The 14,160-nt window shown below is 61.1% G+C and carries 8 protein-coding genes and 1 pseudogene; 6 read left to right on the top strand and 3 right to left on the bottom strand.

The annotated features are described in order from the left end of the window. The first annotated feature begins 8 nt into the window (after positions 1-8). Positions 9-2,822: a fibronectin type III domain-containing protein gene (locus NFX52_RS09385; RefSeq protein WP_252635614.1), complete on the top strand. Its 2,814-nt coding sequence runs from the start codon at positions 9-11 to the stop codon at positions 2,820-2,822. Positions 2,823-2,834: 12 nt separating this feature from the next. Further along, positions 2,835-6,554 carry a hypothetical protein gene (locus NFX52_RS09380; RefSeq protein WP_055400111.1) on the top strand — a complete coding sequence of 1,240 codons (3,720 nt, stop codon included), beginning with the start codon at positions 2,835-2,837 and terminating at the stop codon, positions 6,552-6,554. 135 nt (positions 6,555-6,689) lie between these two features. Here NFX52_RS09380 and NFX52_RS09375 read toward each other — a convergent pair whose 3' ends face one another. After that, on the bottom strand, positions 6,690-7,058 hold the full coding sequence (locus tag NFX52_RS09375) for a hypothetical protein (protein ID WP_156358793.1): 369 nt from the start codon (positions 7,056-7,058) through the stop codon (positions 6,690-6,692). Between the two features lie 56 nt (positions 7,059-7,114). Here NFX52_RS09375 and NFX52_RS09370 point away from each other — a divergent pair, with 56 nt between their 5' ends. Further along, positions 7,115-7,441 (top strand): hypothetical protein, encoded by a 327-nt coding sequence (locus tag NFX52_RS09370; RefSeq protein WP_156358794.1) that lies wholly within the window; start codon positions 7,115-7,117, stop codon positions 7,439-7,441. A gap of 138 nt (positions 7,442-7,579) precedes the next feature. Here NFX52_RS09370 and NFX52_RS09365 read toward each other — a convergent pair whose 3' ends face one another. Together NFX52_RS09365 and NFX52_RS09360 are read right to left on the bottom strand one after the other, a co-directional pair. Next, positions 7,580-8,917, bottom strand: a complete 1,338-nt coding sequence (locus NFX52_RS09365) for a Sak single strand annealing protein (protein ID WP_055400117.1) — start codon at positions 8,915-8,917, stop codon at positions 7,580-7,582. Between the two features lie 231 nt (positions 8,918-9,148). Beyond that, a complete protein-coding gene (locus NFX52_RS09360; RefSeq protein WP_055400119.1) occupies positions 9,149-11,611 on the bottom strand; it encodes a DNA topoisomerase in 2,463 nt (820 codons plus the stop codon). Positions 11,612-11,809: 198 nt separating this feature from the next. On the opposite strand from NFX52_RS09360, the gene NFX52_RS09355 reads away from it, so the two are divergent. From NFX52_RS09355 to NFX52_RS09345, 3 genes and pseudogenes are all read left to right on the top strand, one after another. Then, positions 11,810-12,010, top strand: a complete 201-nt coding sequence (locus tag NFX52_RS09355) for a hypothetical protein (RefSeq protein ID WP_252635613.1) — start codon at positions 11,810-11,812, stop codon at positions 12,008-12,010. Positions 12,011-12,313: 303 nt separating this feature from the next. Beyond that, positions 12,314-12,445: pseudogene (gene rdgC, locus NFX52_RS09350) on the top strand (recombination-associated protein RdgC); the annotation flags it as partial. A 64-nt stretch (positions 12,446-12,509) separates the two neighbouring features. Then, a complete protein-coding gene (locus NFX52_RS09345; protein ID WP_082437531.1) occupies positions 12,510-13,799 on the top strand; it encodes an RNA-guided endonuclease TnpB family protein in 1,290 nt (429 codons plus the stop codon). Positions 13,800-14,160 lie beyond the last annotated feature (361 nt).

The raw sequence follows: 14,160 nt of genomic DNA, 5'->3' as shown, positions 1-14,160 counted from the left end.
AATAATTCATGAGTACCAAGAAAGCATTTCTTGCGGCACTGGCGTTCCTGGCCACGTCTGCCGCCCTAGCCGCACCAATCACGGTCAAGAACAATTCGACATCAGGCAGATCAATTGGCCTTGAGATCAAAACGCTCAGTGGGACCTGGGTTAAGTCCGTGCCATCGATTTTGCCGGGGGTTACTGACACCTCGAACTTCACGCAGGTGACTATTGTCTCTATCAAGAACAATGGCTCCGATTCCATGTGCGTGTACGTTTCTTCTGCACCGACATTATGCCGAGAGCAAATTGGTGGAGCGTCACGGCAGTACAACCACACGGATGGTGAAACCTACGTGGTGGACAAGTACGTGGATCCCGGCTGCTCTGCCGCGCCCCTGGGATGGGGCACGGGCAACATTTGTACTGCCAACACTGCGGCAGCGAGCAATGGCGCTAGCCAGAGCCTGACCAATGCCGCCGCTGGCGCCACCGGCACCGCTACCGCGACGTGTTCCGCCGGAACCTGGTCCGTGAGCGCGCCCACGTGTACAGCCAGCCTGGCCTCTCCAGTCGGCTTGTTCGCAACTGATGGCACCAACGCTAGTTCCATCAACACGACGTGGGGCGCGGTTGCTGGCGCCAGTAGCTACCGCTTGCAGTACCGGAAGAAGGGCACGCCAGGCTGGACGGATCTGGCGACTCCTACGGCGGCCTCGTACGACTGGACGGGTGTCACAGATGAAAGCATCTTTGAGTTCCAGGTTCGTGCCGAAAGCGCCCTTGGTTCGTCGGCATGGAGTGCGCTGGACGCCGGCAACATCCGGCCCAAGATCGCTCCCGTGTTCGTGTCCCAATCTGGCATTCCTGCAAAGATTGGCACAGGCCAGTCATTTTCCTACTCGCAGATCTGGAGAAACACGGGGTCGGAGACGTGGTCAGGGGGGTCTCACGGCACTGGACCGGACTCGCCCGGCGACACGAGTGTCTGGGGCGCAGGCTTCGCTGCGTTCAGCGGGTCGATTGCCACGGGTAGCAACACCACGACCTCGCTCACGGCCACAGCTCCAACCACTCCAGGCGTCTACCAGCTGCGCCGCATCTTCTGGAAAGCTGGAGTTCCATATGGTGTCGCATCGGCTGCCGCAAGCGTTGAAGTGGTCGGCCCTCCAACTTGCGGAGGTGTATCTCCCAGTGTGGCCACGACATACAACGCCAACGGGACGGTAACAGTGAGCCTGCAAGGCCCAGTGTCGGTCGAGACAGCCATTGTCAAGGCCTGGGGCGAAGTCAGCGGCCAAGATGATGCCAAGGATTATCCAATGGCGCTGAACGGGCCCAACTGGACGGCCACGATCCCCGTCGCCGATCACCTCGTCGTCGGCGAGTCCAAGATCAACTTCGCCGCGCGCGTCGGCAATTCCTTGTTCACCCCCGTGCAATGCGCATCCTCGTCCGTCACGTTTCAGCAGTTGCCGGACCCCGTTGTGACGCTGACCCCGACCGTAGGCTCGTTTGATGCCGGCGCAGGCAAGGCTGGGTTCGTCGCAGCCCGGCGCGACGGAGTATTCGCGAACATCAAGGTCGATCTCGGCGCCTTCTCGCATTTGAAAACCGACATCGAATTCATTGACCGCGGCCACGCCGACCTGGGGATTCCCCTCAATGGAGCGTCTGCTGGCGTCGACATCCCCGCCCGTCTCGTCGAATCGAAGCTCGTACCGGAGGTGCCTGCTTGGTCATCACAGAGTGTGATCGTCCGCGTCAAATATGCCGACCCGGACGCCGCCTCGCAGAACAAGACCTGGGCCGACACCATTTCGGTTTTGGTGGCGTCGTCCGATATGCAGGTTTCAGCCACTGGCACTGTCGGAATACCTCCAACGGTCAACGCCCAAGTCCACGCGGGAGGAAGCTTCGATACAGCAATTCATGGACCATTCCTGGGAGGCATTCGCACGGTTGCCGATGGGGCGGCTGCGTCTGGCTTTGTCGCGGTCGGGAGCAACGGCGAATGGGGCGCAAGCGACTTGGACTACTCGCGGTTGTACCGGGCTCAATTGGTCGCCGTCGCACGCGCTGTGCCCCCGGAAGGCGTCACGCTGATCAAGCCCATCGAGTTTCTGAGCGCACCATTCTCGCTTCCTGTACAGCTCGTTCGCTCGCTGGCGGCGACGGACGGCACGCTCGAAGAGGTGGTCCGTGTCAGCTGGCTGGCGCCGGCCGACGGCGGCGATGGCTTTACGTTCGACGTCTATCGCGATTCCACGCTGATCTCCTCCGGAAAGTCTTCCGTCGAGCTGGACGACATTCCTCCAGTTCGCGGTCAGGTGTACAGCTACAGGGTGTCCGCGAAGCTCAACACCGCCACTTCCCCTGAAGCCCAAGACCCTGGTCATCTTCCAGCGTGTTTTGCGCCGAGGGTGGAGGATGCCCTTGTGAACGGCGTCATGCAGGCTGAGCTGGTCGCTCTCTCGCGGTGGCTCCAGTGCGTTGGGGATGCCGTGATTTCTGTCGCATTCGACGGCGGCGGCGCCCAACCAGTGGCCTTCCAAATAGCTGCTGGTTCGGACTATAGGCATGCGGCAATTGACATATCCGGACTTGCAGACGGAAACCATACAGCGGTGTTTTCTGTCGGCCAGGCTGGAGGGCTCCTAAACGGCGACCGAAGCCAGTCGTTCAGCTTCTCCATCAATCGTGCCGGGCTGTTGCCGACGGATGTGACCATTCTTCACAACGGCAAGCCAGCATCCGACGGCGTGCTCACGGACTCCATTGGCCGGTTTGGCATCCAGCTGCAGGGCGGCTCCATCGACTTTGCACAGCCTCTGAACTGAGGAGGACTTCCCATGTACAAAAAAGCACTCCCCATCACATTCCTGTTGGCTGCCACCTCGCTCTATGCGGCCGAGGCAAACTTCTGCGAGATCTCCGGCCAGGACGGTTGTGGTCTCGGCGCCGCGGTTGTCAACCCAGATTCGACGCCCGTACTCGTTCTCCGAGGCCACGCCCTCTCGGACTCGAACAAGCCCGCGATTTCAGGGACGATGACCGTCGAGCACCAGGAGAGCGGCAACGAGGTTCAGATCAAGCTGTCCAAGGTGTTCCGGCCGTCGCTCACGGCGTCCAAGTTGGCGGGCAAGAGCGAGACTTCCGTCGCACGCGAGAAATGGATGACTGGCCTGGAAGGTGCCGTCTACACGTCGTCGCTCGCATCTGGGCAATACAACATCGTCGCCCTGAGCCTCAACTACGAGGGCGAGGGGGTCAAGGAGCTCAAGCTCGATGCGAACTCAGCCGGGGCATTCCGCATCGAGGCTCCCACTTCTGGTACGCAGGGTATCGCTCTGATGAGCAAGCAGGGTGACCTGTTGAGCGAGTTGAACGTCTCGAAGGGCCTGGGCGCGTGGCGTGTGGCGGGGTACAAGGCGATGAGGGATGGCGAGTACAAGCTCAGCGTCTCCTTGGGCAACTTGACGAAGACAAAGTCGTTCTCGCTGCAGCGTCCAGTACGCTCTTTGGCATCCAGCCTCCCCAACGTGGTCGATTTCCCGGGCGCCGGCGTCAAGCTCACTTCGGTGGACACGATGAAAGGCACGGGGATGCAGGGGCGCCGGGAACTGGTGAACGATAGCGACAAGGCATTCGTCATAAATGGTACGCGCGTGGAGCCTGGCCAGGGCGCGTCAGTGGACTTTACGGCTGGAACGGCGGCGGCGCTGCTGTCCGACGATACCCCCGGGACCGGGGTCCGCAAGGTCAAGCTGTTCAACACGGCGCCTGACGGAAACAACTTTGAGATTTCGCTCAACCGCTGGCGCGTCGAGGACAGGGTGGCGGTGACGGCGAGCAAACCGTCTGCGGCCGTCAAGGTCGAGGATGTCGACGTGACTGTGAAGCTCTCCGGCGCCGGCGCCGACAGCTGCTCCATGCTCCGCACCTATTCCGAGTCAGACCGTCTCTTCGAGATGGACTCAGTGGTTTGTGCAGTACAGTGGAAGGACACGGCCGGCATTCCTCCGAACCGGTTCTCACCCGCAGCCCTCCAGGGACCGCCGCTTGCGGTCGGGCCGAATCAGCTTCAGTACGTGCCTGGTGTGATCTACACGAACCCCCTCACAAAGAGGAGTGCGTTCTATCCGTCCGCAGAAGGCGCGAAGTCGTTCTCGATTGAGGGAACTGTGCCAGCGCCGATCAAGCTCGCATTCACGCCTTACGTGAGCTACAACCCCTACTATGCCCAGATGGCGCTGCCGGAGACCACAAAGCTGGTGAAGGTCTCGCCCGAGGGGGGGGAGCAGCTGGTGGGCAATGTTGGGGTGACTGGTGCGCACAAGGGCATTCGGACGCGCGTTGCCGTTGGTCAAAACTCCCGGGAATTCCTCTCTTCGTTCCAGTCGGCCGCCTATGCCGTGACCGCAGGGATCAGCGAGTCGTTGGGAACAAAACCTGTCTTGGTAGAGGCTTGGTACGACCGTGCGCCTGAGCACAAGGTGTCGCTCGCGTTCGATGTGATGGGCGTCCCGATGGGCCCGCGGGTGTTCATGGACCGAGAGCTTGTGAGCCATACCCTCAGCCCGTCTGTGGTGACCGGACGGCTCGCAGAGTCGGTGGGCTCCCGCCTGGAGTACGCACCAGAAAAGCACGGGAAGTGGGAGATTGCCGTCGTGGACGCCGCCAGCGGGACTCCACACGGGAATCGGGTGGGCATTGACGCGCAAGGGCAGTTCTCTGTGGATCTGGGCGTGCTGACGCCAGGCCAGCGCCGGATGAAGGCCATCGCCTACCTGATCGATGCGAACGGAGCTGTGTCGGACTTCAAGACCACGACGGTGCAGGACTTCTATCTCACCACCTACGACGGCCGCGCCCCGGTGTTCAAGGTCAGCGCGAAGACGGCAGCCGGTGCCATTCCCTTTCCGGCGCAGGTGTCCGCAGCGTTTGAAGAGCCCGAGCTCTACAAGGTGGCCGAGACAATTCAGTGGTCGGTGTCGTCGGACAATGGGACGACATGGGCTCCCATGCTTGATGACAAGGGTCGGCCCTACGTTGGTCAGTCGCTGAACAGCCGGTTCAGCGAGCCTGGCACCTACCTGGTGCGAGGCTTTAGCCGGAACAAGTACTCGAAGCAAGACTTCACCAGTCCGCCCCTGCAGCTACTGGCCTACTCTGGTGGTTCTATTGTCATCGACGGACCTACCGCGGCCAACGTAGATACCCCAGTTGAGCTGAAATCGGTTGTCACAGGATTTGGATCGCCGGTGTACAAGTGGGCGCTTTCGTTCGGGTCTGATGCTGCCGCGGCGATTGGCGCAGGATCCGGACAAACCTTCCAGTTCACGCCGAAGGCTGCGCAGAACTACACGGTCACGTTGTCGGTGAAAGACTCCACTGCGCCCGATGAACCACGGAGCTGGACGTCCAAGGTGTTCGGCCTCAAGGCTGTCCAGCCGCTCACGGCCAGGGCTTCGATCGACGGCCCGCGCGTCGTGGAGACTGGGAAAACCTACCGGTACACCGCGAAGATCAACGATGTGGTGTCTTCGTCGTCCACGAAGAACTATGTTGTGCGCGGCGCGTGGCTCTTGCCCGACGGGTCCAGGGTAGAGGGCACGGAGATTGATCTGTCCATCGCTCCTGGCCAGACGGCCGTGAGCTACCTCACCTGGGTGGATGGTCGTCCCGAGGTGACTGCCACGTCGGTGTTTCCCATCAGCGCCTGGTCCTACGGATGGCCGGATTGGAAGATCGATGTCACGGTGAACGAAAAGACCGTGCCAGCGACCCTGCGCTACAACCTGGCTATGGTTGGCAGGACGGCTTCCGAATTGCGTGGTGAGCCGCTCACCGTGACCTGGAGCTTGCCTGAGAATATGAGGCAGCTCTCCGGCAGCGGCATGAACGGCACCTGGGAAATCACTCAACCTGGCCGCTACCAGGCATTGGCCCGGGTCGCCGACTCTCGCGGCAACATCACCGACGTGACGACGGCCGAGATTGAAGTGCTGCCAGCACCCAAGGTGGGCGGCGCCATGACGGTGGTGTCTCCATACGGCGGGGCCAAATACTATGCCCCGGGGGCATACACGGTTAGCTATCGCATCGAGAGCCTTCCGCGGGGCGACCGCTTTTCCACGAACGAGCTCATCGTGAACGGGAACAAGCAAGGAGAGTTCACTGGGTCCTCGGCGATCATCAAGGTGGAGTCCCCCGGCGACTACGACATCAAGGTTCGCACGCTGACGCAGCTGGGTAACTACGGTGAATCGTCCGAGACCATCGTGATGAAGCCAGCGCCGGGACCGACCTGTAACGTGAAATCCACTGCGACGACCTCCGGGACGACCTACACGGCGGACTGCATGGTGGAAGCGGGCAACATTGCGTCGTATGACTGGCGTTTCAGCGTGGACGGCACCGAGCAGGTCGTGAAGAGCAAGAGCGCCTATGTCCGGCAAGGCTGGTATGGCAAGGCCACGGACCTGAAGCTCACGGTGACTTCGACCCTGGGGGCCACCGCGCAGCTCACTCAACCGGCGCCTGCAGCCCTTCCACCGGCTGGCCAGTAGGGGGACTTGAAGGAAGGAAGGCGGGCTTCGGCCCGCCTTTTTCGTTGTTACCACCCGTGAAGCGGCAAACCAGGACGAATCCAATGTCGGATTGCCCTGGAGGTAACTTTGAAATGTCTTTTGAACAACAGCAACTCAACCGAACACGAGCGTCGGTAAATGGTCCCCAGTTCCGCGCAGGCGAAGGTCGAGGTTCTCTTCATCTACGCGACGGCGCGCCGGCGCCTGCGCCTTGCGCTGCGCAGAGCCGTCGCTCGCACTGCGGGCGGCCTTGGCCTGGCGGTATGTGCACTCACACTGGATCTTGGCCAGGTTCGCGACCCAGTGCTTCTCTTCGCTGCCATGTTGATGGCCTACACGTGGATCACTGGGATCTCGGCCGTCAGGTTGCACACCCGGTTCATGGTGAACGCGAGGTCGCTGCTGCCACAGGAGCTGTACCTGCGAATAAGGAGCCTTGATGACTTCGACGCGTTGGGATTTATCATCAAGATTGGTGCGCAAGGACCAGGACACGATGGGACTACGGCAGACGGGCGCGACCAAGAGTGAGGTGCACCATGGGTAGCTCAACGCTCCAGCTGTCTTTGGGCCTGGATGCGCCGCCGATTCTCTTGGTGCGCCAGGTCGGTACCGATGGCATCAGCGCCCCGGTCTGGAAGGGGAATTGGCAGGTGCGTAGCTTTCATGGCTTTCACCAAGGTCGCGAGGGCGGGGTAGGGCAGTGGACGTTCTATGTGTCGAGCTTCTCGGCGCCGGCACGCGATGGCGGTGGGCATTGCAATGTGCTCAAGTTTGGCGGCGGCCTTGAGCGGGTGCCTATCGATGCGAAGGACAGGATCACCATCCTCGGCCGCAAGTACGGCAGATCACGCTGGACACACTAGCGCTACGCCACATCCCAAACCCGGTTCATCTGACGATGGCCGGGTTTTTTTCGTCCTGGCCAGCTGATGAGCGTGCGGGCAAAAAAAAGCCCAGCCAAATGAATGGCTGGGCTTCTGGTCGCTCCTCACGCACGTGCATCACTGCACCGGGGTGGGATCGAGCGCCTTGAGCGCTTTCTCGAGCTTTGGGATTGGCACTGTGGCGAGGTCGGCCGTGGGATCTTCACCCAACCATTGCATCAGCTTCTGGCGGTCGGCAGGCTTGTCCTTTCCGGTCTCCTTGAGCTTTGCCAGAACCTTGCGCGCGGCTTCTTCGGCTTGCCTTGCAACGACCTTCAGGATTCGCTGGTGTTGCACTTCGGACAGGGACGTAATGTCCGTGTCTTCAGGTTCGCCCAGCCAAACGAGCAGCTTGCGGTTGTCCGCATCAGAGTCGCGGCCAGCACGTCGGATAGCCTCGATCACTTCTTGTGCAAGGTTGCCCACTCTGGGACTAGCGGCGGATGCCGTTTGGTGTGGTGACGTGCTGCGAGATGTGGAGGCCACATCCGGTCTCCGAGCTTCCTGTTGGGCAGGTGGTGCCGATTTGGCACTTCCCCGCTTCGCAGTACGCGCTCCGGCCGAGCCTTCTGCGTTGCCGTGCAGCGCCTCGAGGTCCTCCTGCGCGTACACCGCCAGGCCATACCCGGTGGTCTCGGCAATGGCTCGGGTGAGGCAGCGCATGATAGAGCGATTCCAGTCCGTCACCGTGGGCGCTAGGAGCGCCTGGTGATCGAGCTTTTTCTCGCCGGCCTTTACCTTGGCCATCTGGACTCCCATGATGGGGAGCCACTCGACGTGTTCCACCTGGTGCTCGCCATCTGTGTAGCTGACCTGCACAGCGACCGAGTACGTGTTGTTGATGCGTGTGTACGGCAGCCGTTCGATCACCCCGTTTTCCGGGTTGGGAACGTCGGAACACAGCACCTCGAACCGAAAGTCAGGATGCACGATCCTGGCGGCAGAGTACGCGACGGCCCACTCCACATACTCGCTGTTCGAGCCCGGCTTTTCCGCGACAGGGGGCATGACCGCTGCGAGGTGGCTACCGGGTTGAACGTTGAGCGACGCGAGGAAGGCACCTACGTCTTCACCGTGACCACCGTAAAGGCTCATGCCGATTCCGTGGCACATGGCCAGGGTCTTGGCAAGCGCGCGCTTCTGCGAGTCGTTCACGTCACGCGCGGTGATCAGGTCAGCAGGTATTGCGCGATACTTAGCGTCCATGATCGGCAGGTACACAACCTGGCCGTCAGCCTCCACCGCAACGACCCCGCCGCCAAAGAATTTCAGCCACGGGGAGCCGTTGAAAGCGACCATTCTGTGTCGGGGACGGCCTGCGAGAGCAAGACCGGTTGGCCAGGGAAGATAGTTCTTGCCTTCCACCGTAGCCACGAGTCCCTTGATCGGGACGCTCAAGCCTTCGAAGAACTTCATATTTCGTACCTTTCCATGAATTGAGGGACCATCCCCCTATGGACAGGAATTGCGAGTTGGGCGCCGATAACCGCGCGGTGGCCCGGCGCGCGGACGCTTGCCCTACTGAGAGTGGACGAATACGTTTGCGTGGTGAGTTATTTGGGAAGGCATGAAAGCCAAGGCATCCATTCATCCAATGCGGCGAAGGGAACACGGTGCTGTTCCATCGCCGTGCAGGTTCTTGTGCGCCTATCCCTTGCTCCTATCGAGCCATACAAAATCGAGCTTTCCTGTTTCGGCCACGAGTTTCAACCCAGCATCGAATTTGTTCTTCGTTCTTGGCGAGACGAAACCCCGCACGGCCGCAATGCTGCCTTTCTCCAGGAGCTGGCGGAGCATGTTGTCCGTGAGGGTGCGTCCGCAGATCTCGCGCCAGACCTTCAAGCCGCAGCCGGGGCATTGCGCGAGAGCTGGCTTGATGTAGGCGGTCCCACCGCACTTGAGGCAACGGCAAGTGGCCGTACCACCCGCGGAGTCGGCGTCAAAGACAAACGTGAGTGCTTTGCCATCGAGCTTCAGTCCAGCGATGAAATTCGCGTTCTTCTTCGGGCTGTAGAACCCTTGCAGCCGTTCCAGGGCCTCTCCATTCAGTAGCCGGGACATCTCCTCATCGGATAGACGTCGCGTGGCGATCTCCCGGCGCTGCTCGTAGCCGCATCCAGAGGCGCACCGGAAGACTCCCGGCAGCGCCAGCACATGGGCGCGGCACTGGGGGCAGGGCGCCGCCAGCGAAGGAGCATCCTTGGCAGGCATGGCCACCGCCGCTCCCTGCAGCTTGTCAACGAGGTTGCTCGCGTTCTCCCGCAGGGCGGCCATGAATGCCTCGCGCTGCAGCTGGCCCTTCTCGACCAGTGCGAGCCGGTGCTCCCACTCGCCAGTGGTCTGTGCCGAGGCCAGAAACCCCGCACCACACCCTCGCAACAGGTCGATGAGGCTGCATGCCTTCTCCGTGGGGGCCAAGTAGCCCTTCGTCCTGAGGAGATAGGGCTCCTTCGTGCGTCCATAGCTCTTCCCGTCGTCGAGCAATCCCTCGATGGTCGCAGCGCGTGTCGCAGGCGTCCCGAGGCCCTTGTCCTTCATGGCCGCGCGCTGTTCCTCATCGTCGACGAGCTTTCCCGCCGTCTCCATGGCTCCGAGCAGAGTGGCTTCGGTGTAGCGCAGGGGAGGGGTTGTCTTGCCAGCAACCAGCTGGAGGTCCTGTACCTGCGGAATCTCGCCGTCGCTGAGTGCGCAGAGAGACGTCTCGCCCGCATGGACAGGTTTCCCGTCGTCACCAAGCTCGTCCAGGACCTCTAGCCATCCGGCGCTCTGGAGCACGCGGCCTTTGCTGATGAACGTTTGGCCGGCGACCAGCGTTGTGCGTACGGTGTTGACGAACTGCGCCGAGGGGAAAAATGCCGCGATGAAGCGTCTGGCTACCAGTTCGTAGATGCGCTTCTCATCGTCCGACAGCTGATCCGAGATCACTCCGGTTGGAACAATTGCGAAGTGGTCGCTGATCTTGGTGTTGTCGAAGATCCGCTTGTTGAACCGGACCATGCCTCCGGTCAACGCCTTCTCGGCCAGATGTCCCCATGGGGTGGCCCGCAGAGCTTCCATGGTCGTTTTTGCGGTATCCAGGTAGTCCTCGGGCAGCGCGCTGCTGTCCGTGCGAGGATAGGTCGTCATCTTGTGGCGCTCGTACAAGCTTTGAGCGATGTCCAGCGTCTTCTGCACGGGAAACTTGAAGCGCTTGTTGGCCTCCCGCTGCAGGGTCGTGAGGTCAAACAACCGTGGAGGATGCTGTGTAGCAGGCTTTACCACCTCATCGACCTTCTCGACTGGGCGACCTGCGCATTGGGCCAGCAAGGCCTCGGCGGCCCATTTGTCGAAGAGCCTCGAACCATTTTTCTCGCCGGAGGCTTTGTCGCTAGACGCTTCCTCAGGGGTGTCGCCCGCCGCTGTGACACGCCACTTGCCCTTGTAAGAGCCTGCGCGCGCGCCGAAGGTGCCCACAAGCTCCCAAAAGTCACGTGCTTTGAATTGCGATATCTCCCGCTCGCGGTCCACCACCAGGGCCAGCGTTGGCGTCTGCACGCGCCCGGCAGAAGCGGACTCACGGATGCCACTTTGGAGCTCCCGGGTGCTCATCACTGCACGGCTGGCATTGATGCCGATCAGCCAGTCGGCTTCGCTTCGGCTGCGCGCCGCGGCCGCAAGGTTGTCCAACGTTGCGCCAGGTCTTGCGGCGTGAAAGGCGCTGCGCAGCGCGTCCTGGGTCATCGACTGGCACCACATGCGCTTCACCGGCTTTCGACAGTTCGCCTTTTCGAGGATCAGGCGGAAGATGAGCTCCCCTTCGCGGCCGGCGTCGCAGGCGTTCACCACCGTGGTGACATCCTGCCGCCTCATGAGGCTGGCAATCACATCGAATTGCGCCTGTGTCTTCTCGATCACCCGAAGGTCGAACCGTTCTGGCAGGAGGGGGAGGCCCGCAAATCCCCGCGGTGCTTCTGACGCCGCCGGGACATGAAGCTCTACCAGATGCCCGACTGCGCCCGTAATGAGGACGTCCGGACGCTCGAAGACCGACCCTCGCCGGTTGAAGCCGCCCAGGGCCTTTGCAATGTCTGCGGCAACAGAGTTCTTCTCTGCGATGACGAGCGTGGTCATTTCGTCCTTTCAGGTGGGTGGAATTGGTGCGAACGGTGCACTTGACGCAGGCATGTCTTGCTGCTGCACGTAACAATTCTATCCATCATCGGCACGGATCGGCTCGACGCCGGTTATCAGTTCTGCTCCGGCAAATGGCACCGAATGGGCGTCCAAAAAGCAATCGCTTTTGCGCCTTGATCACCCCAACGGAGCCATATGAGCAGCATTGAGCGTTTCTACGTCCTTCTTGAGCTGGAAATTGACACAGCCCGCTCCATCACCCCCATCAACTGGGACTTCGGCGCCCTCCTGGAAATGTCACCCGACGAATCCGTGGATGCGACCGTGTATCCGGCCAATCAAGGCCTCGACGTCCGCCTGCGCCTCTCCGAAAGGGCATGCGCGAACTCTGAGTGAGAGTTGTACTGCCCCGTTGGGCGGTACAACCCTCCCTTTCATGCCTGAACCAAAGACCCGGTTCTTAGGCCTCAAATTCACGGGCGAACAAATAACAATTAGAATAACAATTAACAACGACTAGCTGCGATGTCAGCAATGCACCGGGGTCCCTTCTGTATGTTCAAGAACTTGGTTCTTTTTCGTGTCGCGCCTGGCGACTCGTGCCTCGAGCTTTCTGCTATCGAGGCATCGCTTGCGAAGTCGCCTTTCGAGCCTCCATCGTCGTTCACCGTGGACCGCGAGTGTTAGCTAAAGACGCCAGACGATTCGAAGTCGGCAGTGCGCTATGCACGCCACGCCCTTGATATCGCGGAGATTCAAGGCCATATCCAGGCGGGCAAGGTGCCAACCAGACTCGCGATCACCAATCGCGCGGGAAGCCTCGGGGTTTAGCCCGGGGTTGAGAGCGCAGACTCCATATGCGCACTTGTTCCATAGGCTGGTGAGAATGCACGACATGAATTGCACCAAGACCTTGCGTCTTCGCATCAAGGACAAGCACGCCCGCGTGCTGTCTGCGATGGCCCGCGATGTCAATCAGGTCTGGAACTTTTGCAACGAAACCAGCCACCGCGCCATCCGAGAGCGCCGCCAGTGGCTCTCTGGCTACGACTTGCAGAAGCTGACCAATGGCTTCAGCAAGTGCGATGGCGTGCTCATCGGCTCACCCACCGTGCAGCAGGTGTGCGAGGAGTATGCCAAGGCCCGCAAACAGTTCAAGCGGGCCAAACTTCGCTGGCGCGTCTCCAACCACCAGAGCAGCAAATTCAGCCTGGGCTGGGTTCCATTCAAGGCTAGAGCCCTGCAGTACAAGGTGGGCCAGATCGTGTTTGCGGGTCAGAAGTTCTCGCTGTGGGACAGCTACGGCCTGGCTGGCTACGAGCTGCGCGCCGGCTCTTTCAGCGAAGACAGCAGAGGCCGCTGGTATCTCAATGTCGTAGTCAAGGTGCATGCCCAGGCCAGCACCGCCACGGCCTGCGTGGGCATCGATCTGGGCCTTAAAGAGACTGCGGTGGCCTCAACGGGCGAGCGCATCGAGGGCCGTTTCTACCGCAAGCTCGAAGCCCAGCTCGGCATCGCCCAGCGGGCGTGCAAGAAGCAGCGCGTCAAGGCTATCCACGCCAAGATCCAGAACCAGCGCAAGGACATGCTGCACAAGTTCAGCACGGACCTGGTGCGGAACAACGCCGCCATCTTCGTGGGCGACGTGGCCAGCGGCAGGCTGGTCAAAACCAAGATGGCCAAGAGCACGCTGGATGCGGGCTGGGCCAGTTTGAAGACGATGTTGGAATATAAGGGCCAGCAGGCCGGTATCGTCTTCGAGGTAGTGAACGAGAGTTACACGACCCAGACTTGTTCGTGCTGCGGGAGCATTCCCGCCAGCAGTCCGAAAGGTAGAGCGGGTTTGCGAATAAGAGAATGGACTTGCAGCAATTGCGGCGCGGCGCACGACCGCGACGTGAATGCTGCCAGGAACATTCTCGCGGCGGGGCATCGCCGACTAGCAGTAGGAATCCCCGTCCTTGAGGGCGGGGAGGATGTCAAATGGGACGATCGAGTCTCGTTGGTCCTCACGGACAAGCTGCAGCTGCGAAAGGTGGACTACCTCGATACGGTGTTCGATGGCCGCGTCGGCGATCGCGGGGTGTTCGACGCCGATTTCGCGATTGCGACGGGGGAGATCGAGCGCCTTGTTCCTGATCTTGTGCAGGCACTTGGTGGTGAGCTCGCGTCGGCATCGCGATGAAACCAACCTTGCAGCCAAGCCAGCCGACCCGTCCGTGGCCGTTCAAGGTCGGCGAACAGTTGCCACCCCAGTGCACCAGTCCGACCCTCCTGCGCACGCTCCTGTCAAACCTGGGTCCCCTGGCAGAACAGGAGCTGGCCCAGGCCGCCGGGCTGGACAACCCAAGTCTCGTGCGCGCCCTGCTCAAGCTGGACCTTTGCCTAGGTGTCACATCCCGGACGATTGCATAGACTCCAAACGCTATCCACTCTTCATGGCGCGAGCGGTTCTAAAGGAGTTGATAGAGTCCTTGCAATCCACCCAGGGAGTGAAGCCATGTTGATAGCCCTGCACAAGAACGCCCGCACCACGCCCGCCGTGC

It is taken from the genome of Acidovorax facilis (assembly GCF_023913775.1).
GTDB lineage: Bacteria > Pseudomonadota > Gammaproteobacteria > Burkholderiales > Burkholderiaceae_C > Acidovorax > Acidovorax facilis.
Note: the sequence above shows the minus strand (reverse complement) of the source record. Positions and strands in the feature narration are given on the sequence as shown.